Origin of the sequence: Treponema sp. HNW (assembly GCF_050320395.1) — a bacterium.
Taxonomy (GTDB): Bacteria; Spirochaetota; Spirochaetia; order Treponematales; family Treponemataceae; genus Treponema_C.
On sequence record NZ_CP144459.1, the window covers coordinates 115960 to 137438 of the forward strand.

The following is a 21479-nucleotide window of genomic DNA, read 5'->3' on the forward strand; positions in this document are numbered from 1 at the left end:
ACCCGATGCAAAGCCGGCCGCTTCGTAAGGGGAAAGATCGGCGCTTTCGGCTTCGTATTAATTTATAAGCGCGGGTCTACGGCTTCGCTTTCGAGAGCGAGGACTGCAAAGACGCTTTCATGAATTCGTCTTAAAGGTTCATTTTTGACAAAACGCTCAAGGGCTTCAATGCCCAATGCAAATTCCTGCAAGGCAAGGGAACGCTTTTTTGCCAAGCCGCGTTTTTTTAAACGGGACAAATTTTCCGGCTCGCAGTATTCGGGGCCGTAGATGATGCGAAGATATTCTTTGCCGCGGCATTTAACCGCCGGCTGAATAAGTTCATGTTTACCGCTGCGTGCGGTAAAATCATAGGGTTTGATAACCGTTCCTTCTCCGCCCTTTGCCGTAAGCGAAAGCCACCAATCTACGGCATTCCGCACGTCGGTTTCACTTTCCGTGTCTACGATTTTATACGGAGTAAGCTTAAAAAGCTTTGTATCGGCACGGCAGATTTCTTTTATATGCTCCATGTGCCATTCATGATTTTTATCCGCGTGCACGCAGCCTTCCGTTGCCAAAATGTGAAAGGGTGCAAGTTTATAATCATCGATACTTTTTACATCCCAGCAATAGTTCCGGTACGAGGTAACGAATTTATGCGCCGCATCTTGTTTCCGTAAGAATTTTTCAAAAAGAGGCTGCGCGTCTTCAATTCCGCGCTTGGAAGTCGGCTCTAAAACCCCAACCGCTTCCGAAAGCGCATGAACTGCCGCCGAACCGGTAGAAGCATATTGGCTGCGCAACAAACTTTGAGCCTTTGCAGACCAGGGCATAAGTTCGGCATCCAGACACACCCAATCCGTATTATGCTTTTCCCAAAAGCCGGAGCCTTCCAATGCATTTTTAATTTTTTCCAAAAACGCCGTTTCTACCGCCGGATCGTTAAAAAAATTCCGTCCGGTACGTGTGTAGCAGACTCCGATACCTTCATTTTTAATACCGAACCTTTGTTCCGCAGTTTTTTCGTTTTTGCAGATGACAAGGACGGCTCTGGAGCCCATGTGTTTTTCTTCCAGTATGATTCTTTTTATGCCGCGGCTTTTATAATAATCAACCGCTTCAAGCGGGTGCTCCAAAAAATCGTCGAGACTGCTTGTTTCGGACGGCGACATTGTGGGAGGAAGGTAAATCAGCCATTTAGGATTTACGGCAAAGCGGCTTACCGCTTCAAGCGCGGCAATCGAATTTTCTTCACGGATCAAAATATTGTTTTTTAAGCGTGTTTGAATAATCCGTCTTCCGCTCACATCTTCAATATCCAGTAAATCGTCGTCTTCATGCTGTAAAGAAAATGTGTTTTCATTTTTTGCCTCGTCTTTGTTTGAGAAAATGTTTTGCGGCATCTCAAGCGGGCGGACAGAATCCGCATAGGCTTTGCGCGCCTTAACCGATATAAGTTCTTCTTCCGGGTAACGCAGGGCGGTTAGGGAACCTCCGAATACACAGCCCGTGTCTATATCTATAGTATTGTTAAGCCATTGCGCCTCGGGTACCGGCGTATGACCGTAGACGACTTTTGCGCGCCCGCGGTATTCGGCTGCCCAATTATGGCGTACCGGTAAGCCGAATTCATCGGTTTCTCCGGTGGTCTCTCCGTATAGACAAAACGAGCGTACCGCTCCGGAACCGCGCCCATGCATTTCTTCTTTCAGCCCCGCATGAGAGACGACAAGCTTTCCCCTGTCCAAAACATAGTGGCTGATTAAATCGTTTAAAAAACCGTTTACATCGTTTTTGAAAGCATCGGATTCGCTTTCAAGCTGTTTGAGCGTTTCCGCCAAGCCGTGTTTTTCCTGTACGGTTTTTCCGTTCAGTTTTTTTTGCAGCTTCATATCGTGATTACCGGGCACACAGAGGGCGCTTCCGCTGCGCACCATACTCATTACCAGCTTCAGAACGGCAGGTGAATCGGGGCCGCGGTCAACCAAATCGCCTAAAAAAACGGCTTTGCGGTTTTCCGGATGACGTATATTAAGACCGTAATTTGTTCCGTTATCTTCTACCGAATCGACGGAATAATTCAGTTTGTGTAAAAGTTCAAGCAGTTCGTCATAACAGCCGTGAATATCTCCTATTATATCAAAGGGGCCGCATTCGTCGGTTTTATCGTTATAAAGTTTTTCGCGTACAATCGCGGTAACGGCATTAACCTCTTCTTCTGAGCGTAAAATATGGATTTTTGCAAAGCCTTCCCGTTTTAAAGATCTGAGCGACTGTTTTAAGTCCTGCATTTGCCGCTGCAATGTACGCCGGGAAATCGTTCTGTCGGTGCGATTTGCGTTACGCTCCTCGCAGATTTCCTGAGGCATATTAAAGACAATCGCTACGGGCAGCGTATGAAAAGAGCGTGCAAGATCAATCAGTTTTTTTCTTGATTCCTGCTGAACGTTTGTCGCATCCGCAACCGTGAGCAATCCGCTTTTTAGGCGCTTGGAAATAATAAAATTAAACAATTCAAAGGCATCGTGTGTAGCCGCCTGATTGTTTTCGTCATCGGAAACGATTCCGCGGCACTCGTCGGAAGAGACGATTTCGTACCTGCCGAAATGTTTTTTTGCAAAGCTGCTTTTTCCGGAGCCGGAAACGCCTATGAGTAAAACCAGTGAAAGTTTAGGTATGCTGAGTTCCATACGTAAATACCGCCATTTGACACGGCGCTCCTATTGTGTTTTCTTCTTCGCCGACCGGAAAAATCACAAGGCTGTAGCCGTATGTTTCGGCCGTTTTTTGTGCCCAAGCTTTGAATTCGGCGCGGGTCCATTCAAAGCGGTGATCGGAATGCCGCAGTTTTCCCGCCGCGAGATTTTCATAGTGCACATTGTATTCTCTGTTCGGCGTGGTAAGGACGATTGTGTGCGGTTTTGCATATTTAAAAACCGATTTTTCCAAGGCGCTTAAACGGTTTTCGTCAAGGTGTTCGATTACTTCCACAAGGGCGGCCGCATCAAAACCGGAAAAGCGTTTATCGCGGTATGTTACCGAACTTTGAAACAGGCTGATTCTTTCTTTTTGCTTAGGCGGCATTTCTTCCCAATGAAGCCTGTCCTTGCATTTTGTCAATTCCGAAAAGGACACATCGGTTCCGGCTATCCGTTGAAACTGCCGTTCTTTTAAAAGAAGTTTTAAAAGCTTGCCGTCTCCGCAGCCCAGGTCGATAACGCTTTCGGCCCCGCTTGCTTTTAATTGTTCGGCAACCGTCTGCAGTCTCAGATCGTGCAGCCGCTCCTTTTTTTCACGCTGAACAGGGGTGTCGGTGTTTGCGTCTTCTTCCGGGGCTTCTTCCTGAGCGGACAATATTTCAAAGGCCGAGCGCACAAGAGAACGTATATTGATTAAATAGCGGGAAACGATAAGATTTTTTTCAGGATGATTTTCAAGCCAGCCGCGTCCTTTTTGCAAAAGTTTATCCACTTCATCCCGGGTAATAAAATAATGCTTTTCGTTATCGGAAACGGGAATCAACACATATAAATGGGAAAGCAAATCTTTAAGCGTGATGTTGTTTTTGAGCGTAAGGGAAAAATACTTTCCGTATCCCCAATCGGTAAACTGCGTGTCCAGTATGTGCCGTTCGGCTTCAACCGTGTATCCGAGAGGCTCAAATAATTTATTGATTAAAACCTCTCCCCCTTTCGGTGCGGGCAGTACGGAAATCCGTGCCGTCAAATTGAGGGGAATATCAACGAGTTCCGGGTGTTCTTTACAGCTTCCGTTCATGGCGCTTGAAAAGGTTTTTGAGATTGCCGAACTTAAAAACGAAGATGCCGCATAGGGGCGGTCATTCACGTATTGACCGAGTAAAAATTCTTTTCCGGCAAAATTTTTGGCATTGCGCACCATGCCGATCGGATCTATGTCCAAAAGCAGGGCTGCCGTCGTTTTTTCCTCCGAGTATTCGGGGTAAAATACGTGAGCCGATCCCACGGATAATTCAACCGTTTGGAGTTTACCGGGATGTTTATGCAGTAAAAAACTTAATGCACCGGAGCCTTGCCCCTCGGCGCTTATGGTCAACAACATTGCGGATTTCCTGTGATTGGAATAACTCGGCTGCCCCAAAACCGGAGTTTTTGAACAGCTCTGTTACGAGTATATAAAAAATCGGGCAGGCATTCAATCGGAAAAAAAGGAATACCGGCGGTTTACACAAAACTTTCTTTGTGCTATTCTGAATCATCACACATTGAAAATTGATATTTTCTGCGGTGTTCGTATTTGTCGGACGATTAACTCAGCGGTAGAGTGCTACCTTCACACGGTAGAAGTCACCGGTTCAAACCCGGTATCGTCCATAACCCGTCTTGCTTAAAATAAGATTTACGGCTATACTTCTTCCCATACCGGGGTGTTAACGTGAGGACTTTCAGTCCGACCGTTTTCTGAGAGCAAACCCGCAGGACGGCCGTAGGGCTGTCCCAACCTGATCCGGACAATACCGGCGGAGGAAGTTATGAAGACTCGTCTTTGTATTCTCTTTTTATTAATTACTTTTATTGCAGTGCTTCCCGCAAAAGGAAAAAGCGATGTTTCCGATGAGCGGGCAAAAGAGGTTGTCGTTTACGCATACGACTCGTTTACGGCCGATTGGGGGCCGGGCCCTGAATTGGTAAAACTCTTTGAAGCCGAAACGGGCTACAAGTGTACGCTTATTTCCGCAGGAGATGCGGTACAGGTACTTACCCGCGCGGTTCTCGAAAAAGACAGCCCGCAGGCGGACGTTTTGGTCGGCCTTGATAACAACCAGGTTAAAACCGTAAAAACACACAAGGTTTTACAGTCCTATAAACCCGCAAAAGCGGACAGCCTTATACCTGCGGATGCGGTTATGGATTCCGATTGGCAGCTTACCCCCTATGATTGGAGTTATTTTGCCCTGATTTACGATACGCAGTCGGGCGTTCCCGCGCCTGAATCTTTGTCGGATTTGACAAAGAGCGTATACGCAAAAAAACTGATTTTAATGGATCCGCGCACTTCAACGCCCGGTTTGGGCTTTGCCGCATGGACACGGGCCGTATTCGGCGGCACGTATCTCGAATATTGGAAAGCCCTCAAGCCGAACATTTTGACGATGGCGCCGGGCTGGGATGCGGGCTACGGTCTTTTTACCGCAGGAGAAGCGCCGCTTGTTATAAGCTACACAACCAGCCCCGCGTATCACGTTGAATACGATAAAACCGACCGCTACAAGGCTTTGATTTTCGATGAGGGACACATTATGCAAATTGAAGGCGCGGGCTTGGTAAAGGGAGCGCCGAATGAAAAGGGAGGAAAAGCCTTTTTGGACTTTTTAATCGGTGAAAAGGCACAATCCGTGCTGCCGCTTACTCAGTGGATGTATCCTGTAAACCCGCAGGTTGTGCTGCCCGACTGCTATAAGGCCGCACCCAAGGCGTCAAAAACGCTTACTTCCGATTCGGCCGAATCCGAAAAAATCGCCGCAGACATAACCGCTGTGCTGGCCTTTTAACAATGTTTTTTAAAGTTTCCCGCCGTATTATTGCGGCGGGAAGTATTCTTATTTTTATAAGTCTTTGCTCGGTTTTTGTGCTGTCCTTGGGTGCGGCTCTCACACCTCTGGCGGCGCAAAGTCCCAAAAATTCCGCCTCCGGCGGGGGAGCGGGTACGGGGACTTTTTTTTATCTTGCCGCCGTTGTAAAACCCGCACTGTATACGATAAACATCGCCCTTTTTTCCACCCTTATAGCCCTCATGTCCGGAACGGCGGCGGCTTTTTTTACGGCAAACCGCAGTTTTTTCGGCAGGCGCTTTTTGCTTGTCTTTTCCGCGGTTCCCTTGTCGGTTCCGCCGCTTTTAATTGCCCTCGGTTTTGTCCTTGCCTTCGGTATGGGAGGAACGGTAAACCGTTTTTTGTTGTTTTTAACGGGCAGGGCAGATGCGGGTGTAAAACCGCCGCTCGGCTTTTTATACTCATTTTGGGGAATCGTTATCGTACAGGGATTTTATAATTTTCCGCTTGTTATGCGCTTGTGCAGCGACGTATGGCAGCGCCTGCCGCGCGATGAAGCCGATGCCGCCCGCCTTTTGGGTGCGTCCGAATGGAAGGTATTCCGCACCGTTACCCTCTGTCAGCTTGCACCGACGATTGCATCCTCGGCAATGCTCGTTTTTTTATACTGTTTTTTCAGCTTTATAATCGTACTTTTGTTCGGTTCGGCCGGCGGCACAACGCTTGAAGTCGCCGTCTACCGCTCATTGCGCGCTTCCCTCGATTTTAAGCAGGGCGCTTTTTTTGCCCTTGCCGAAACCCTTATTGCCCTGTGTTTTGTGCTTTTATACGCACGCTTGGAATTTTCGGGAAGAAGAAGCGCGGGCATTACGGGCAAGCGAACAAGGCTTGATGGCCGTAAACTACGCAATCCCCAAGAGATTGTTTTCTTTGCCGCGGTTTTTATTCCCGTTATACTTTTTTTCTTTGTGCCGCTTTTTTCGGTTTCGGCAAATGCCTTTGTATATAAAAAATCGCTGTCTTTTACCGCTTTCGGCACCGTATTGTCGCGGCCGGCTTTTTGGATATCGCTTAAAAATACCGTATATACCTCTGCTCTGTCTGCGGCTTTTGCGGTTACGGGAGCCTGTGTGTACGCCGTTTTTGTACGTGCGGTTGACCCTTTTAAAACAAAAACATGGCTGCGTCTTATACCCCTTTTTCCGATGGCTGTTTCTTCCATTGTAATAGGTTTCGGTATGATTCTTTTTTTGCGGCGCGGAAGCCCTCTTACCCTTATCGCAGCTCAAAGCGCCCTCGGCTGGCCCCTCGCATTCCGCTATATTTCTTCGGCAACGGACAGAATTCCTCAATCGACACTGAACGCCGCCCGCCTTTTGTCGGCGGATTTTACGGACAGCGTATTCCGTATTCAATTGCCTCTTTTACGCCGCAGTATTCTTTCGGCATTCGGCTTTTGTTTTGCAGCCGCAAGTGCCGATGCTTCGCTGCCGCTTGTATTGTCGATTCCGCGTTTTGAAACCCTTGCCCTTTTTACCTACCGTTTGGCCGGTTCTTACCGTTTTAACGAGGCCTGCGCCGCGGGCAGTATTCTCGCTTTATTGACAATCTTCTTTTTTATTTTGGGAGACAGATTAAAATGACGCCGTATTTTGAAGCGCGCAATCTGCGTAAAAGCTGGCCGGGAACCCGCATCGATTTTTCATGCTCGGTTGAAAAAGGGAAAATGCTCGGAATTGCAGGGCATTCCGGAAGCGGAAAATCAACCGTTTTGCGTATTATTGCGGGGCTTTTGGAAGCCGACGGCGAAGACGAACGAAAAACCGAACCCGCCGCACCCTCTGAACCGCTTATACTGCGCTTGGACGGCCGCGATATAGGCCGCCTTGTTCCCTCAAAACGGAATGTGGGAATGGTGTTTCAAAGCGCCGCCCTTTTCCCTCACATGAGGGTTGACGATAACGTTGCATACGGTTTGCGCTGTGCGGGCTTGGGTAAAAAACAAAGCCGAATGCAGGCAGCGGAGTTTTTAAAAAACTTCGGTCTTGAAGGTTTTGCTTCGCGTTACCCCGAATCCCTTTCCGGAGGAGAAGCCCAGCGCGTCAGTCTTGCCCGTACCCTGATTGTCCGTCCTTCCCTTGTACTGTTTGACGAGCCCTTTTCGTCGCTTGACGCGCCTTTGCGCAAAAAACTTGCCGCGGATATACGGGATTTGCAAAAACAAATCGGTTTTACGGGTATTCTCGTAACCCATGATATAAACGAAGCCAAGGCCATGTGCGACACCGTAACGGTTTTAAAAAAAGGAAGGCAAACATGGACGGGTTCTCCCGATGATTTTAACGAGGCCTTGCTTTAAAAGGAGTCATCGGCCCCTTGACCAACCTGCGGTAAGTATGGTATTCTTATAAACCGCTATAAAATCCGGGAGCCCTGCCTTTGCGGGGTTCTTGACATATAAGGAGACGTGTTCTATGAAACGGACATATCAACCCAGCAAAGTTAAAAGAAACAGAAAATTCGGTTTTCGTGCCCGCATGAAAACGCGCGGCGGCCGCATGGTGCTTAAAAGACGCAGAGCCAAGGGACGCTATAAACTTTCCGTTTCCGACGAAAAAAAGCCGTATTAATCTATTAGTTCCGCATAATGGAAGCCCGGCCGTATAAAACCGAAGGGTTTTCCCGCATCGAGCGGGTTAAAAAAAACGGTGATATTCAAGTCCTGTTTAAAAAAGGTAAAAGGGTGAGTGCGGACGGGGCAAAGTTGTTTGTTTTGCCTACCGGCCGCGGAATAAACAGAATTGCTTTTACGCTTCCGCGAAATTACGGAAATGCCGTACAGCGTAACCGTTCCAAGCGTTTAAGCAGGGAAGCCTATAGGCGTTTAAAGTCGGATTTAAAAACCGGATATGATATGATTTTATTGGTGTATTCGGGAAACGACTCTTTTGAACAGCGGTGCGCAGCACTGCGGTGCCTATGCGGAAAAGCCGGATTGTTTTTATGAACATACCGATGTTTTTTAATAAGCTGTGCGAATATCTTTTTATCGGCTTGATACGATTTTATCAAATATTTATTTCCCCCCTTTTCCCGCCGAGCTGCAGGTTTTACCCTACCTGTTCGAATTATGCACTCGATGCCGTGCGCAGACACGGTCCGTTTAAAGGCTTTTTTTTAACGATTAAGCGCATACTGAGGTGTCATCCCTATTGCAAAGGCGGTTACGACCCTGTTCCCTAGATCATATTCCAATTAAGGAGAAAAAATGGATAAAAATACAATATGGGCTATAGTTCTTTCTTCAATTGTATTATTTGCAACTTTTTTTATTCAAAACAAGTATTTTGCACCTCAGCCGGTCCAACCCCTTGCTGCGGACAGTACGGCTCAAACCGAAAACCTGCAAAACACCGCATCTTCCGATGCGCTTGCTTCGCAGATACGGGCGGCGGCTTTTTCTTCGGATGCCGCAAAAGCTTCCGAAGACGGCGCGAACATGCCTGAAGAAGTTCTTGAAGAAAAAGAATATCTTATCGAAACGGAAACCCTCAAGGTACGTTTTACAAACCGCGGCGGCGATATTATAAGCTATGAATTAAAGGAGCACTTTGACGGGAACGTTCCCGTACAAATGGCAAAAAATATTGCCCCGTCAAACCGCGCCTTTTCGCTTGCCTTCGGAGATTCTTCGGGTGCTCCCGTAAACGATTTGTTTAACGTAAAAATCATCGATGATAAAACGATAGGCTTTTATAAAAAATTTACCGCCGCAAATCCCTCTGACGGCCAAAGCTCCTTTGTACTCGTAAAGCAGTACAGCTTTGACGAAACGGAATACCTTTTTAAATTGGACATTACGATTGACGGCGATAAAAACATGAGCGGTTTGGCCTTCGGAAACGCTGCCTATACCCTGCGCACCTCTCCGCAAATCGGGCCCTACTACAATCCCAAGGTTGACCGTTATGAACGGCGTACCTTTATGTTTTTTTCCAAAGAAAAGCTTAAAAAACTCAATCTGTCCGACGGTAATATAAAAACCTTTGATAAAAATTTCAGCTGGGCAGGTGTTGCCGGAAAATATTTTACACAACAAATAGTTTCTCCGGCATCTCAGTCTCCGGTTATTCAAAACGCCTACTATTCCACAAAAAACAGGGTTGACAATTTTCAGGATGCCCAGCTCTTTTTGGTACGCTCTCCCGTAAGCGGTTCTTTTGCTCAGGATTCCTACTATATCTACATGGGGCCGAAGGTTGAAAAAAACGTCGGCATATATAATAACGCCGCCGAAAACAATTGGAAGCTTGCCGATTTGCGTCTGGACGAAAGTTTGGGCTCCGGCTGGCTTGCATGGCTTGAAACCTTTTTGAAGTTCTTAATGGAATTCTTCTATAAATTGATTCCGAACTGGGGCGTGTCGATTATTTTGATGACCATTCTTTTAAAGGTTGCGATGTATCCGCTTACGAAAAAAAGTTCGGTATCGACCCTTAAAATGCAGGAACTTCAACCGCGCATTCAGGAAATTCAAACCAAGTATAAAAACAGCCCCGAAAAAATGAATGCCGAGATGGCCAAATTTTACAAAGAAGCCGGCTACAACCCGCTTTCAGGCTGTTTGCCCCTGTTAATTCAATTTCCGCTTATTTTTGCGATGTTCAATTTGTTTAACAACTATTTTGAATTCCGCGGAGCGATGTTTATTCCCGGCTGGATTCCCGACTTGTCCGTCGGAGACAGCGTATACGTGTTCCCTGCGGGGCTTCCCCTTATCGGAGAGCTGCCTTTACGGCTGTTACCGATAATCTACGTTGCATCCCAGCTTTTGTTTACGAAAATTACGCAAACGGCATCGGCTAATGCCGCAGGCGGAAATTCCATGAAATATATGATGTACGGTATGCCGCTGTTTTTCTTTTTTATGTTTTACAGCGCTCCGGCCGGACTTTTACTCTACTGGACGGTAAGCAACTTTTTGCAGTTAATTCAACAGCTGTTTATCAATAAAATGATGCATGCAAAACGCGTTGAAATGGGCTTGGCCGAAGCGGATGCACCCAAGCGGACGGTTACATCTAAAAAGAAAAAATAAAGAGGTGACTTATGATATATGAATTTGAAGCTAAAACGGAAAAAGAAGCCATTGAAACGGCTGCAGCGGAACTGGGTTTGGAACAGGATCAGTTCGATGTTGAGATTATCGAAACGCAAAAAAACGGTTTGTTCAAAAAGGGTTATGTAAAAATCCGTGTGCATACCGATGCCGCTGTTGAAAGGGTCTCGGCTGCCTCCGGCAGCGCAGGTGCCGAAACTTTGCACAGGGATTCCCTCTTTGCGGATCCGCTTCCCAAAGACGAGTTTGAAGCCAAACTGATTGATTTTATCTCGTCGGTTATCCGCAAAATGGGTTATGAATGTTCCGCCGAAATTATGTTCCGTGAGGAGCGTAAAATCGGTATCCGGCTTTCTTCGCCCAGTTCGTCGATTTTAATCGGACGCAAGGGTAAAAATCTCGATGCCCTGCAATTATTGGCGAACGTGTATGCGGGGCATTTGGGTAACGGCGATGTAAAAATCGTCCTCGATACCGAAAACTACCGCATACGGCGCGAAGAGTCTTTGGTGCGTTTGGCGTATACAACCGCCGACAAGGTGCGCACAAGCCGCTCGTCCGTTTTGCTTGAACCGATGAACCCCTTTGAGCGCCGCCTTATTCACACGACTTTAAATGAAATCGGCGATGTTGAAACCAAAAGCGAGGGCGAAGGTTTATATAAGCAGGTGAGGGTTTTTTATAAAGGTGTACGTTAATCATTTTTGTAAGGCAGGGATGCGGTACGCCGGTTTGCCGGCTTGTCTGCCTGAAGGGTTTTATGCAGCCCTTCGTTCTGTCCGAAGCGCCGTCTTTTGCGGTGCCTTTGTTTGTCTTTGCCTGATGCTCGGCGCTCGGACTGCCGACGCTCAAAGCAGTGAAGAGGACTATCGTGTCGATTTTTCCTCCTTAATACAAGATGAGGGCAATTCGACAGTCGTTCCTGTGTATGAGCTGAAAGAGCTTTTTTCCGAATCGGTTGCGGAAGAACTTTTAAAAACGGGACGGATTCAGCGTTCGTTTTACGGAGAGTCGAACGTAAAACTTGAACTGTGCCCGGCCACCGATTTATGCCGTTCGGCCGCATCCGCGTGGGACAAACAAAACGAACCGGTTTTTATCGTCGAATCCCTGTATCTGCTTAAAAAGACATCCGATATCCCGAAAAGCGCTTCGCAGGATGAGATGCAGAACGGGACTGAAAGAGTGCCGCGGATTATCATATCGCGGGCTGCGGGCGAAATCGGTAAAATATCTTCGGTACTGCGCAATTTATCCACCATGCAGGGCATTCAATACTATTCCAATTCACGCAAGCGTTGGGAAACCCTCTATACGGAAGTGTATACGGTTAACAATCCCGACGAGCGCACAAGGATTCCCGACCCGGCGGATAAAAAAGCCGACGGTCTTGTGTCTTACGTCTACCAAAAAGACCGCTCTTTAAGCGGCTGTGTGTATAAATTTCAGTACTTTGAACAGGCGGCGCAAACGTCTTTCCGTGCGGAAAACACCGAAAAAATCGTATACAAGGGTTTTAATATAGTAAAGCCCGAAGCTATGCTTTTATGCTTGAATGCGGTAGAAACCGAAGAACACATTGTTTTTTATATTACGGTCCGCGCCGACGCGGCAAAGATTCCCCTGGTTTCCGAGCGGCTTGCAAAGTCCTACGGTTCCAGAGCGGACGCCATCTATAATTGGTGCGTATCGAAATATTCGGAGGAGTAATATGAACAAAAAATATACGGCGGCCGTGCTTGTCTTTGCCGCCCTGATATGCGGAGGCTATGCACAAATGACAAAATCGATAAAATCGCTTGAAGGAAAAGAAGGCGTTTTTGCCCTTATGGAAACGAGCAGGGGGAACATCGTTCTGGAACTGCATTATAAACAGACGCCCTTAACCGTTACGAATTTCGTAGGCTTGGCCGAAGGAAAGCTTAAGGCCGCAAAGGGAAAACCCTTTTACGACGGATTGAAATTTCACCGCGTTATAAGCAAGGCAAACGGCGATGACCAGGACTTTATGGTTCAGGGCGGCGACCCTCAGGGAACCGGACGCGGAGGCCCCGGCTATACCTTCCCCGATGAAATCGTTCCCTCGTTAAAACACAGTGCGCCCGGCGTTCTTTCGATGGCAAATGCGGGGCCGGGGACAAACGGCAGTCAGTTTTTTATTACCCACGTTCCCACCCCCTGGCTCGACGGCAAACACACGGTGTTCGGCAAGGTGATTGAAGGACAGGACGTCGTAAACAAAACCCTTCAAGGCGATGTTATCAAAAAACTGACGATTATCCGCCTCGGAAAAGACGCCGAAGCGTTCAGCGCAACGCAGGAAGATTTTGACCGCTTAAAAAAAGAAGCCGGCGAAAAGATTTTTAAAGAAATCGAAGCCAAATTCCCCGGTGCCAAAAAAGACGCAAACGGTATTTTTTATGTTATTCAAAAAGAAGGAAGCGGCTCCAAGGCGGGCAAAAACCGTCAAGTGGAAACCCACTATACCGGCTCCTTTATGGACGGCAGGGTATTCGATTCTTCCAAGGGCAGGGGCCCGCTCGCCTTTACCACCGGCATCGGTCAAATGATTCCGGGCTTCGACATTATGGCGCAGGATATGAAATTAAAAGAAAGGCGCACGATGATTTTACCGCCGGAAACCGCATACGGCGCAAACGGCATCCCCGGCGTTATTCCGGGCAACAGCTGGCTTGTCTTTGAAGTTGAACTGGTAAAAATAAAATAGAAAAGGACGCACGGCTCCCTTACGGGAGCTCGTGCTTAGCGGGTTTTTACTGCGTAAAAACTCGCGGATTTGTAAATTCGTATGTATATTTTCAAACCTGTTTTGCATATACAATCTTTATTTCTTTTTGGCGGGGAATGCCTTCCCCCCGCTTCCAAGGTCGCCGCACGGCTCCCTTACGGGAGCTCGTGCTACCGAGTTTTTACTGCGTAAAAACTCGCGGACGTTATTCCTGTATTCAAAATCTCCGCCTCTATCGGTACCGTTCACTGTAGCCGCCCTTGTCCGCTTCCCCTTCGTTACCCTCTTCTATGTCTATATACTTGCCGTATACCCAACCGTCGGGATAATCCGGATGATCAACTTTATACCAATACCAACTTTCACCGTCAATTTCATATTTCTCAGATGTTTTATCTTTGATTTTCACTTGTAGTCCTTTATTAAGTTTTGTCCATGTATCACAATTCAAATTCGGCTTTACTCTTAATCTTACATTTGAATCATTAACTACGGCATTGCTAATTGGAATTTTTGCCGGTCCGGAGATTCGATAAAAACGTGTTCCTTTTGGATATGAAAAATCATCAAAAATGATTTCCTCATTGTCAATAATTGTTATTCTTACTGTTTCCAAATCATTTTGATTTTGTTGAACAAATCTAACAATGTCATTTTCATAACCTATTTCAAAACGACAACATTTTAATTCTAAGATATTTCCAATCAAGTTTTTTTGTAAAACAAAATAAGGCATTGTTCCATCTTGAACAAAATATCCAAAATTATAATTCCGAAAATTATAAGCCAGTGAAATTGTAGAATAATCGACTATTTTATGTAGTCCATCATTTTTTATCATATAACCGCTTGTCTGAACATAATAGGATGGAATAAAACTCCCCTCATCTAAATAGTTTTCTCCATAAAAATTCAAAATTATGGAAACAAAAAATAAAAACATTAGATAGTTTTTTTTCATATTATTTTGTACCTAAATAAACGGAATTATAATCCAATAGTTTATCAGTAGTGCTACCCGGATTATAAGTGTAATTAAAATACCTATCCGACAATAACCAATATTCTTTTGTAATCTCGAAAGGCACCTTTACTTTATAACCAATTATTGGATTATTTGAATTACCACCAAACTGTAATTTAAGATTGTTAATATTCATTCTTTCAAAAACCATATTAGTAATATAATCCGGTTGTCTCACGTAAGAATCATCAGAATCTACTAATGGTAACATCTCTCCAGTTTTCCACCATTTAATTTTTTTAGTTGTACTAGAATCCCAAATACTTTGAATTTGAGTGGCATTTAAAATATTACCTGTCAATAATTGTGGAAAAGCAATAGTTGCCATAAAATTACAACCAGATTTATTAATTACTGAATTCAGATTAGGATTAGTTTGTTTCAACACGTCATCCAAAAACGGATTATTTTTATCTATTTTGAAAAGCTCTATACCTCTGTTATTTTTATCATAGACAGTAAACTTATATTTATTCTTTAGCCCTGTAGGATTACGTACTTCCAGTGCATGCTTCAACACTAAATCAAAATACTTTACGGCTAAGGCTTCCGGTACTGCATGATTTCTTTCAAATCCTAAATCTACTCCCCATGCCTTGGCTAATTGGCTGTCTACGGTATTATTATAATATGTATTAAATATTGTGTCGTTTACTTTTTCTCCGGCGATATTCATAAAATCATACATATTAAGTCTTTTGCCTTTATTCATATCTCTTTTATTTTCATCTAAGGCATACCAATAACCGTTTTTATCTTTCAGCCAGCCCTGCCCGTCATTAACCAGTTGACCGCCGTGTGTCAGCTTCCAACTATTCGACATTCGGCACCCTTTTCGGACCGCTAATTTTTCTGCAAGGGGCTTTATAAATTCTCATAAAAAGTTCTGATAGCTTGTGCCGAAAACATCCGCCAGTTTCCGTGCCATGCGTATACTGATTGTCCTGCGGCCGTTTTCCATTCCCGAAATATTTTGCACCGGAATTCCCAATTTTTCGGACAAAGCCGCCTGTGTTAAATTATCACGTCTCCTTAACAATTTCAAGGTTTTTGCCGGTGTTAATTCTTTTTGAATATTTTTATACCATTCGGTTTCTACTATTTCAACATATTCTTCGTCATCATCTTCAACGGTAACCTCTGTGTACTGCGATCTTACAAAAGTGAGCAGTTCGGCCGGTATATCTCCCTCTATCTTAATAGGGGGCGTTTTCACGAGAACCTGCATAATATACCTCCAATTCAATTCCTTTTACGGTTTCCTGCCAACAGGCAACCCAATGATATGATAAGTGGCAATGGTATTTATTTTTTCCCAACGCACTGAAATTCGGCCACTGTGTTTGTACAGCTCCCTTTACACGCAAATCTTTGATTAAGGTTGCGTATAAAAGTTGCTGTTCTTTTGGCATCTTTGCAACAGCTTTCAGTATCTTTTTTTTCTGTATAACCCGATACATGCGCTATCCTCATTATAACCATATGTTGCTTATATCGTCAAGTTTTTATTCCGCCTCACAAATTTCATCCCTTGCAATATACCGACTCAAAATTCTTGACTTTGTATACGTATTGATTTATAATTAATACGTAAGGAGGCGGCTGTGGCGGGAAAATTAACCCTCAGTATCGATGAAAATTTAATCGGCTTTGCCCATTCGTATGCCAGAGAAAACGGATTATCGGTTTCAAAGCTTTTTGAAACGTATCTTGTGCAGCTTAAAACCTCCGAACCCGCATCCCCTTTTGCCGGAAAAACCGCATCTTTGTACGGTATTTTCGAGGATAACCCGATCCCCGATAAAAGAGAATTAAGGTCGCTTTTTCATGAAAAAGGTTCTCGTTGATTTAAATATCATTCTTGATTTTCTCAATAAGCGCAGTTTTCATGCCGAAGCGGCACGGCTCATCGATATGTGCGAAAAAAAGAAGATAGCGGGCTTTATGTGCGCTCATGAAATAACGACCCTGTCTTATTTTTTATTAAAAGAACACAAAGATAAAAACAAGGTTATACACACGCTGAGCACCTTGTTTGATATTTTTAGAATAATTGCCGTCGATGAATCGGTTTTGCGCAATTCGCTGCTTTCTCCCGTTTCGGACTATGAAGATGCCGTAATTGAAGTAAGCTGTATAAAAAGGAATATCGATTGCATTATTTCAAGAAACCTTGCCGATTTTAAATTATCCCGAGTGCCCGTCTATACTCCGGAGCAGTTTTTTCTTTTGTGACACCCGTTATATCTTTAATTACTTCGCTTGCGATAAGAAGGCCGGCGGAGGCCGGAACAAAGGCGATACTCGCGGGCGGTTTACATGAAATGCAGGGCGCTTCGGTTGAAAAAACCGTTTTAAGAGAGGCGATGCCGCGTTTTTTTAATTCGGTGCGTATAACGCGCGCGAGGGGGCACACCCTTGTTTTAAAAATATCGGCGGTTTCAAAGCGCGAGGGGTCGAGCTTGTTGCCCGTTCCCATAGAGCTGATAATCGGAATATGCAGGCGCCGTGCCGTTTCTATTAAAAGCAGTTTTGAGCTTACCGTATCTATCGCGTCCACAATGTAGGAGCAGTCCGCAAGGTGTTTTTCAACTTCTGCGGCATTTTCCGCCGAATAAAAAAGGTTTAAGCAGGTAAGCTGCATATCGGGGGCTATATCCGTAAGGCGGTTTTTTGCCGCTTCGGTTTTAAATTGGCCGACGGTGGAATGGAGGGCTAAAAGCTGGCGGTTTATGTTTGAAGGGCTTATACGGTCGTTGTCGACCAAAACAAAGTGTTTGACGCCGCTTCGGGCAAGGGCTTCGAGGACGTAGGAGCCGACGCCGCCCAAGCCGAACAGGGCGATTTTCGCTTTGTTCAGCTTTTGAAGGGAGTCTTTTCCGATGAGGGTTTCGGTGCGGCTTAAGGGCGATTCGGCTTCCACGTTTTTACGTCCCGGTGTTTTATTTTTTAAGCGAGGCGGCGTATGCCTTTAATTCTTTTAATTCTTCGGCAAAGACGCGGATGCCTTGTGCCCAAAAATCCTTCGATTCGATATTAAAGCCCGCTTTGCGGCAAACGGTTTCGCAGGAATAAGAGCCCGTATCTTTAAGCAAGGCGGTGTATACTTCCGGGAAGGACGGGCCTTCTTTTTCAAAGCGCGCGTACAGGGCAAGGGCGAATAATTGACCGAAGGCATAAGGGAAGTTGTAAAAGTCCAGCTCCGGTATATAATAATGGCTTTTTACCGCCCACATATAGGGATGGCGTTCTTTGGAAAGGCCGTTTCCGTAAGTGTCGTTTTGCGCCTTTGCCATAAGCCTGCAAAAATCCGCCGCGGACAATTCGGATTTTGAGCGTTCTTCAAAAACCGAGCGCTCAAAATAAAAACGGCATAAAATATCGACCAATACCTGATTGCCGTCGGACAAGTGCATTTCAATCAGCTTTGCCCGCTCAAAGCCCGAAGTTTTTGAAAGCTGATCCTTCATAACGATGGTTTCGGCAAAGATGCTCGCGGTTTCGGCGAGGGTCATCGGGTACAGGGTTTGCGGATAATCCAAATCTTTAACGCACCATCCGTGATAGGCATGTCCCAGTTCGTGGGCGAGGGTGGTAACGTCGGAAAAGGTTCCCGTAAAGTTGGACAAAACGCGGGTTACCTTGTGAAAGGGGAAATCCGTGCAGTATGCGCCGCCGACTTTTCCGCGCCGTACTTGGGCGTCTATCCAGTTGTGCTCAAACGCATGGCGGGCGAAGGTTCCCATATCTTCGGAAAAAGATGAAAAACGTTCTATAATATACTTTTTTGCCTCGTTAAAGGTCCACACCTTTTCGGCGTGCGGCTCCGAACCGTGCTCGGGATTTGTTCCCTTCGTTTTATTTTGCGGCGCTTTTAAAGGAGCGAATATATCGTAAAAGGCGCATTTTTCAATACCGAGCAGTTTTGCCTTGGTTTTCATATAGGAGCGCCACATGGGCAAAGCGTCTTCCATTGCGCCGATAAGGGCATCCAGAGTTTTGCGGCTCATGCGGCATTCGAACAAGCTGCGCTCTATCGCCTCTTTCCAGCCCCTTCGTTTGTTCAGGCTGATGGTCGCCGCTTTGAGGTTGTTTAAAGAGGCTGCAAAGGCGATTTCGTTTTGCTTTAAAAGAGCCGTTTCTTTTTCGTAAGCGGTTTTACGCACCGTGCGTTCTGCGGCGTAGGCTTCGTTGCGCAGTTCGTTAAAGGTTTTACCCGTTTCCGTATCGACGGCGTTGGAAATGATTTGTTCCTGCAAACGGCTCCATGCATCGGCTCCGAAACGCTGTAAATCGTTTGCAACGCTTTCTTCGGCATCCGACATTTGATGTTTTTGAGCTTTTACGGCTTCTTCCAAAATAAAGCGGTATTTTTCATATTGTGGAAAACTTGTGTAAAACTTGTCCAGTTCCTGTGCGTGTGCCGTTAAAACCGCGCGGAAAGAGCGGTCAAGTTCTTTTGCGGTCAGTCCCTTTTCCTGTAAAACCGATACGGCATTCAAATATGCGGTATTTGTCGTATCGGTTGTGTAGGCCGCACTTGCATAGGATAAAAGCGAATGGTATAAAGCTCCCGATTCGTTATGTATTTTTAAGGTTTTTTTCAGCCAAGCAGGGAAATCTTTGTCTTTTTCACCGTCCGAAAGCCGTTTTTGCATTGCGGCAAAGCTTTTTTCCAGATTTTTTAAAGCAAGAAGGTAATCTTCTCCTCCAATGGAGGAATAAATGGCGGATAAATCCCATTTGGGCGCTTTTATTTTAAGCTCCGTTTTTTTCATATAAGCTCCTTTATTCTTTATCATATACGGATTTAAAGCTTTGCGCAACCGCCGGATAAAAATCTTTGTCCGCTCGGGGAATCGGCGTCCTGTGCAAAACTTGTGCAAAACGCCGGTTTTATTTGACTCGGGTTTTAGCGGGAATGTTATAAACCTCTGGAAACAGCTTTAATACTGTGTTATACTGAATCTTATGCAGAAATATTCCGCACAATCAGGAAAACCCATTCCCTTCGGAGCCGTTCCGACCGGCAAGGGCGTGAACTTTTCCGTATTTTCACGAAATGCGGAATCGGTTTCCTTGGAGATTTTTAAAAATCCGCAGGATACCGAACCTTGCCAAGTCTTTAACCTTGATTTTGAGCAAAACCGCACGGGAGATATTTGGCATATTCATATCGAAGGTTTGCGTTCCGGCGCCCTTTATTTGTACAGGGTTGACGGCCCCTCCGAGCCGGAAAACGGACACCGCTTCGACAAAAATCGTTATTTACTCGATCCCTATGCAAAGGCTCTGACCGATACGTCCTTTTTTTTATCGGAAAAGCGTGGTGCCGAAGATATGCCTAAATGTGTCGTTATCCGCGACGATGACTTTGACTGGCAGGGCGATAAACCTCTTAACTATCCTCTGCAGCACAGCATTATCTATGAAACGCATTTAAAAGGTTTTACGCAAAATGCCGCTTCGGGTGTAAAATACCCGGGTACATACCGCGGATTTATTGAAAAGATACCGTATTTAAAAGAGTTGGGAATTACATCGGTGGAATTTTTACCCTTACAGGAATTCGACGAAAACGAAAATACGAATACGAATCCTCAAACGGGGGAACGTTTAAAAAATTATTGGGGATACAGTACGGTTGCTTTTTTTGCGCCGAAAACTTCTTATGCTTCGGATAGAAGTCCGGGGGCCTGCGTGCGCGAGTTTAAAGAAATGGTGCGCGAAATGCACAAAAACGGCTTGGAAGTTATTTTGGACATTGTGTTCAATCATACCGCCGAAGGAAACGAACACGGCTTTACCCTCAATTTCCGCGGATTTGAAAATTCCGTCTACTATATGCTTGAAGAAAAAGACAAGCGCCTTTACAAGAACTTTTCAGGCTGCGGCAATACGATGAACTGCAACCATCCGGTTGTGCGCACCTATATTATCGACTGCCTGCGCTATTGGGTAAGCGAAATGCATGTCGACGGATTCCGCTTCGATTTGGGCTCGATTTTGGGACGCGATACCCGCGGCAATCTGATGGAAAATCCGCCCATGCTTGAGCGCATTGCCGAAGACCCCCTCTTGCGCAATACGAAAATCATAGCCGAAGCTTGGGACGGAGGCGGAGCCTATCAGGTGGGAAGTTTTCCCGGGGGACGCTGGGCCGAATGGAACGACCGTTTCCGCGACGATATACGCCGTTTTTGGCGCGGCGATAAATTTTTTGCGGGAGGAACCGCGACCCGCCTTGCCGGAAGCTCCGATTTGTATTTACGCGACGGGCGCAAACCCTTTCATTCGATTAATTTTTTAACAAGCCACGACGGCTTTACCCTAAACGATTTGGTAAGCTACAGCCGTAAATATAACGAAGCGAACGGTGAAAACAACAGGGACGGCTCGGACAATAATTACAGCTGCAATTACGGTCATGAGGGAGAATCCTCCGATGCGGCCGTCGATCTTATACGCGGCCGGCAAATTAAAAATATGATTTTAACCCTGCTTTTATCGCAGGGAACACCCATGCTTTTAGGCGGCGACGAGTTCAGGCGCACGCAAAACGGCAATAACAACGCTTATTGTCAGGATAACGAATTGTCATGGTTTGATTGGAGTTTAAAAGAACGGCATGCCGATATGTTCGAGTTTACGCGCAAGGCGATTGCTTTCAGGATGAAGCATCCGGCATTCCGCCGCCCCGAATTCTTTTTGGGCAAGGATTTATCGGCAAACAATCTTCTTGATATTTGCTGGTTCGACGAGCACGCAAAACCCTTTGATTGGGGCAAACAAAAACACTTTCTTGCCTGTCTTTTGGACGGCAGTAAAATTGAAATTTTCAGCGAACGGGATGATAATGATTTTTATCTTATGTGCAATGCGGGAAAAGACTTCGTGTATGCACGGATTCCGCCCGCACCGGTAGGCAAAAAATGGTACCGTTGTATTGATACCTCCCTGCCTTCGCCGGGAGATTTTTTGGATGAAAAAGATGCAATCGGCTTTGTAACGCCCGAATATCCTTTGGCGGATAAAACGATGGTTGTATTAATAAGTAAATAGATTTATGGAGGAG

At 45.7% G+C, this 21479-nt stretch carries 21 protein-coding genes and 1 tRNA gene; 14 read left to right on the top strand and 8 right to left on the bottom strand.

Annotated features, from left to right (window positions below; translation table 11 throughout):
• Positions 1-62: 62 nt before the first annotated feature.
• Both V1L52_RS00555 and V1L52_RS00560 read right to left on the bottom strand, forming a co-directional pair.
• Positions 63-2672: a polynucleotide kinase-phosphatase gene (locus V1L52_RS00555; protein ID WP_428770349.1), complete on the bottom strand. Its 2610-nt coding sequence runs from the start codon at positions 2670-2672 to the stop codon at positions 63-65.
• Positions 2653-4062, bottom strand: a complete 1410-nt coding sequence (locus tag V1L52_RS00560) for a 3' terminal RNA ribose 2'-O-methyltransferase Hen1 (protein WP_428770350.1) — start codon at positions 4060-4062, stop codon at positions 2653-2655. The genes V1L52_RS00555 and V1L52_RS00560 overlap by 20 nt, the downstream gene beginning before the upstream one ends.
• Before the next feature lie 200 nt (positions 4063-4262).
• Here V1L52_RS00560 and V1L52_RS00565 point away from each other — a divergent pair.
• The 11 genes from V1L52_RS00565 to V1L52_RS00615 all read left to right on the top strand — a co-directional run bounded on the left by V1L52_RS00565 (position 4263) and on the right by V1L52_RS00615 (position 13359).
• Positions 4263-4334: transfer RNA gene (locus V1L52_RS00565), tRNA-Val, on the top strand.
• A gap of 158 nt (positions 4335-4492) precedes the next feature.
• Positions 4493-5512: a thiamine ABC transporter substrate-binding protein gene (locus V1L52_RS00570; RefSeq protein WP_428770351.1), complete on the top strand. Its 1020-nt coding sequence runs from the start codon at positions 4493-4495 to the stop codon at positions 5510-5512.
• 2 nt (positions 5513-5514) lie between these two features.
• Entirely contained in the window at positions 5515-7155 is a 1641-nt protein-coding gene (locus V1L52_RS00575; protein ID WP_428770352.1) for an ABC transporter permease, read from the top strand.
• Positions 7152-7871, top strand: coding sequence for an ABC transporter ATP-binding protein (locus V1L52_RS00580; RefSeq protein WP_428770353.1), 720 nt, complete (start codon positions 7152-7154; stop codon positions 7869-7871). Before V1L52_RS00575 ends, V1L52_RS00580 begins: the two co-directional genes overlap by 4 nt.
• Positions 7872-7986: 115 nt before the next feature.
• Positions 7987-8142, top strand: a complete 156-nt coding sequence (rpmH, locus tag V1L52_RS00585) for a 50S ribosomal protein L34 (protein ID WP_428770354.1) — start codon at positions 7987-7989, stop codon at positions 8140-8142.
• A gap of 17 nt (positions 8143-8159) precedes the next feature.
• On the top strand, positions 8160-8519 hold the full coding sequence (gene rnpA / locus V1L52_RS00590; protein WP_428770355.1) for a ribonuclease P protein component: 360 nt from the start codon (positions 8160-8162) through the stop codon (positions 8517-8519).
• An 8-nt stretch (positions 8520-8527) separates the two neighbouring features.
• The gene (gene yidD, locus V1L52_RS00595; RefSeq protein ID WP_428771838.1) at positions 8528-8755 is read left to right on the top strand and encodes a membrane protein insertion efficiency factor YidD; all 228 of its coding nucleotides are present in this window, start codon (positions 8528-8530) and stop codon (positions 8753-8755) included.
• Positions 8756-8780: 25 nt separating this feature from the next.
• The gene (gene yidC, locus V1L52_RS00600) at positions 8781-10610 is read left to right on the top strand and encodes a membrane protein insertase YidC (protein ID WP_428770356.1); all 1830 of its coding nucleotides are present in this window, start codon (positions 8781-8783) and stop codon (positions 10608-10610) included.
• Positions 10611-10621: 11 nt separating this feature from the next.
• Entirely contained in the window at positions 10622-11329 is a 708-nt protein-coding gene (gene jag / locus V1L52_RS00605; protein ID WP_428770357.1) for an RNA-binding cell elongation regulator Jag/EloR, read from the top strand.
• Positions 11330-11348: 19 nt separating this feature from the next.
• The gene (locus V1L52_RS00610; protein WP_428770358.1) at positions 11349-12341 is read left to right on the top strand and encodes a DUF6675 family protein; all 993 of its coding nucleotides are present in this window, start codon (positions 11349-11351) and stop codon (positions 12339-12341) included.
• 1 nt (position 12342) lies between these two features.
• A complete protein-coding gene (locus V1L52_RS00615; protein ID WP_428770359.1) occupies positions 12343-13359 on the top strand; it encodes a peptidylprolyl isomerase in 1017 nt (338 codons plus the stop codon).
• A gap of 253 nt (positions 13360-13612) precedes the next feature.
• Here V1L52_RS00615 and V1L52_RS00620 read toward each other — a convergent pair whose 3' ends face one another.
• The 4 genes from V1L52_RS00620 to V1L52_RS00635 are packed head-to-tail and all read right to left on the bottom strand — an operon-like array spanning position 13613 to position 15864.
• Positions 13613-14341, bottom strand: coding sequence for an SH3 domain-containing protein (locus tag V1L52_RS00620; RefSeq protein ID WP_428770360.1), 729 nt, complete (start codon positions 14339-14341; stop codon positions 13613-13615).
• A 1-nt stretch (position 14342) separates the two neighbouring features.
• Positions 14343-15227, bottom strand: a complete 885-nt coding sequence (locus V1L52_RS00625) for a hypothetical protein (protein WP_428770361.1) — start codon at positions 15225-15227, stop codon at positions 14343-14345.
• Between the two features lie 51 nt (positions 15228-15278).
• Positions 15279-15632, bottom strand: a complete 354-nt coding sequence (locus V1L52_RS00630) for a helix-turn-helix domain-containing protein (protein WP_428770362.1) — start codon at positions 15630-15632, stop codon at positions 15279-15281.
• Positions 15601-15864, bottom strand: coding sequence for a hypothetical protein (locus V1L52_RS00635; RefSeq protein ID WP_428770363.1), 264 nt, complete (start codon positions 15862-15864; stop codon positions 15601-15603). The genes V1L52_RS00630 and V1L52_RS00635 overlap by 32 nt, the downstream gene beginning before the upstream one ends.
• Before the next feature lie 144 nt (positions 15865-16008).
• Here V1L52_RS00635 and V1L52_RS00640 point away from each other — a divergent pair, with 144 nt between their 5' ends.
• On the top strand, positions 16009-16251 hold the full coding sequence (locus V1L52_RS00640; RefSeq protein ID WP_428770364.1) for a DUF6364 family protein: 243 nt from the start codon (positions 16009-16011) through the stop codon (positions 16249-16251).
• A complete protein-coding gene (locus tag V1L52_RS00645; protein WP_428770365.1) occupies positions 16232-16639 on the top strand; it encodes a PIN domain-containing protein in 408 nt (135 codons plus the stop codon). Before V1L52_RS00640 ends, V1L52_RS00645 begins: the two co-directional genes overlap by 20 nt.
• Here the strand turns inward: V1L52_RS00645 and V1L52_RS00650 are convergent.
• Together V1L52_RS00650 and V1L52_RS00655 are read right to left on the bottom strand one after the other, a co-directional pair.
• On the bottom strand, positions 16587-17327 hold the full coding sequence (locus V1L52_RS00650; protein ID WP_428770366.1) for a tRNA threonylcarbamoyladenosine dehydratase: 741 nt from the start codon (positions 17325-17327) through the stop codon (positions 16587-16589). The two genes, V1L52_RS00645 and V1L52_RS00650, sit on opposite strands and share 53 nt — an antisense overlap.
• 19 nt (positions 17328-17346) lie before the next feature.
• A complete protein-coding gene (locus V1L52_RS00655; protein ID WP_428770367.1) occupies positions 17347-19182 on the bottom strand; it encodes a M3 family oligoendopeptidase in 1836 nt (611 codons plus the stop codon).
• A 193-nt stretch (positions 19183-19375) separates the two neighbouring features.
• Here V1L52_RS00655 and glgX point away from each other — a divergent pair, with 193 nt between their 5' ends.
• Entirely contained in the window at positions 19376-21466 is a 2091-nt protein-coding gene (gene glgX, locus V1L52_RS00660; RefSeq protein ID WP_428770368.1) for a glycogen debranching protein GlgX, read from the top strand.
• The last annotated feature ends 13 nt before the right edge of the window (positions 21467-21479 follow it).

Bases quoted from the DNA above. Each gene is read 5' to 3' on its own strand.
- yidC (WP_428770356.1), top strand. From the start codon at position 8,781: ATGGATAAAAATACAATATGGGCTATAGTTCTTTCTTCAATTGTATTA.
- V1L52_RS00570 (WP_428770351.1), top strand. From the start codon at position 4,493: ATGAAGACTCGTCTTTGTATTCTCTTTTTATTAATTACTTTTATTGCA.
- V1L52_RS00655 (WP_428770367.1), bottom strand. From the start codon at position 19,182: ATGAAAAAAACGGAGCTTAAAATAAAAGCGCCCAAATGGGATTTATCC.
- V1L52_RS00610 (WP_428770358.1), top strand. From the start codon at position 11,349: ATGCGGTACGCCGGTTTGCCGGCTTGTCTGCCTGAAGGGTTTTATGCA.
- V1L52_RS00620 (WP_428770360.1), bottom strand. From the start codon at position 14,341: ATGAAAAAAAACTATCTAATGTTTTTATTTTTTGTTTCCATAATTTTG.
- jag (WP_428770357.1), top strand. From the start codon at position 10,622: ATGATATATGAATTTGAAGCTAAAACGGAAAAAGAAGCCATTGAAACG.
- V1L52_RS00635 (WP_428770363.1), bottom strand. From the start codon at position 15,864: ATGTATCGGGTTATACAGAAAAAAAAGATACTGAAAGCTGTTGCAAAG.
- V1L52_RS00630 (WP_428770362.1), bottom strand. From the start codon at position 15,632: ATGCAGGTTCTCGTGAAAACGCCCCCTATTAAGATAGAGGGAGATATA.
- V1L52_RS00575 (WP_428770352.1), top strand. From the start codon at position 5,515: ATGTTTTTTAAAGTTTCCCGCCGTATTATTGCGGCGGGAAGTATTCTT.
- V1L52_RS00580 (WP_428770353.1), top strand. From the start codon at position 7,152: ATGACGCCGTATTTTGAAGCGCGCAATCTGCGTAAAAGCTGGCCGGGA.
- V1L52_RS00615 (WP_428770359.1), top strand. From the start codon at position 12,343: ATGAACAAAAAATATACGGCGGCCGTGCTTGTCTTTGCCGCCCTGATA.
- yidD (WP_428771838.1), top strand. From the start codon at position 8,528: ATGTTTTTTAATAAGCTGTGCGAATATCTTTTTATCGGCTTGATACGA.
- V1L52_RS00555 (WP_428770349.1), bottom strand. From the start codon at position 2,672: ATGGAACTCAGCATACCTAAACTTTCACTGGTTTTACTCATAGGCGTT.
- rpmH (WP_428770354.1), top strand. From the start codon at position 7,987: ATGAAACGGACATATCAACCCAGCAAAGTTAAAAGAAACAGAAAATTC.
- V1L52_RS00625 (WP_428770361.1), bottom strand. From the start codon at position 15,227: ATGTCGAATAGTTGGAAGCTGACACACGGCGGTCAACTGGTTAATGAC.
- V1L52_RS00645 (WP_428770365.1), top strand. From the start codon at position 16,232: ATGAAAAAGGTTCTCGTTGATTTAAATATCATTCTTGATTTTCTCAAT.
- rnpA (WP_428770355.1), top strand. From the start codon at position 8,160: ATGGAAGCCCGGCCGTATAAAACCGAAGGGTTTTCCCGCATCGAGCGG.
- V1L52_RS00560 (WP_428770350.1), bottom strand. From the start codon at position 4,062: ATGTTGTTGACCATAAGCGCCGAGGGGCAAGGCTCCGGTGCATTAAGT.
- glgX (WP_428770368.1), top strand. From the start codon at position 19,376: ATGCAGAAATATTCCGCACAATCAGGAAAACCCATTCCCTTCGGAGCC.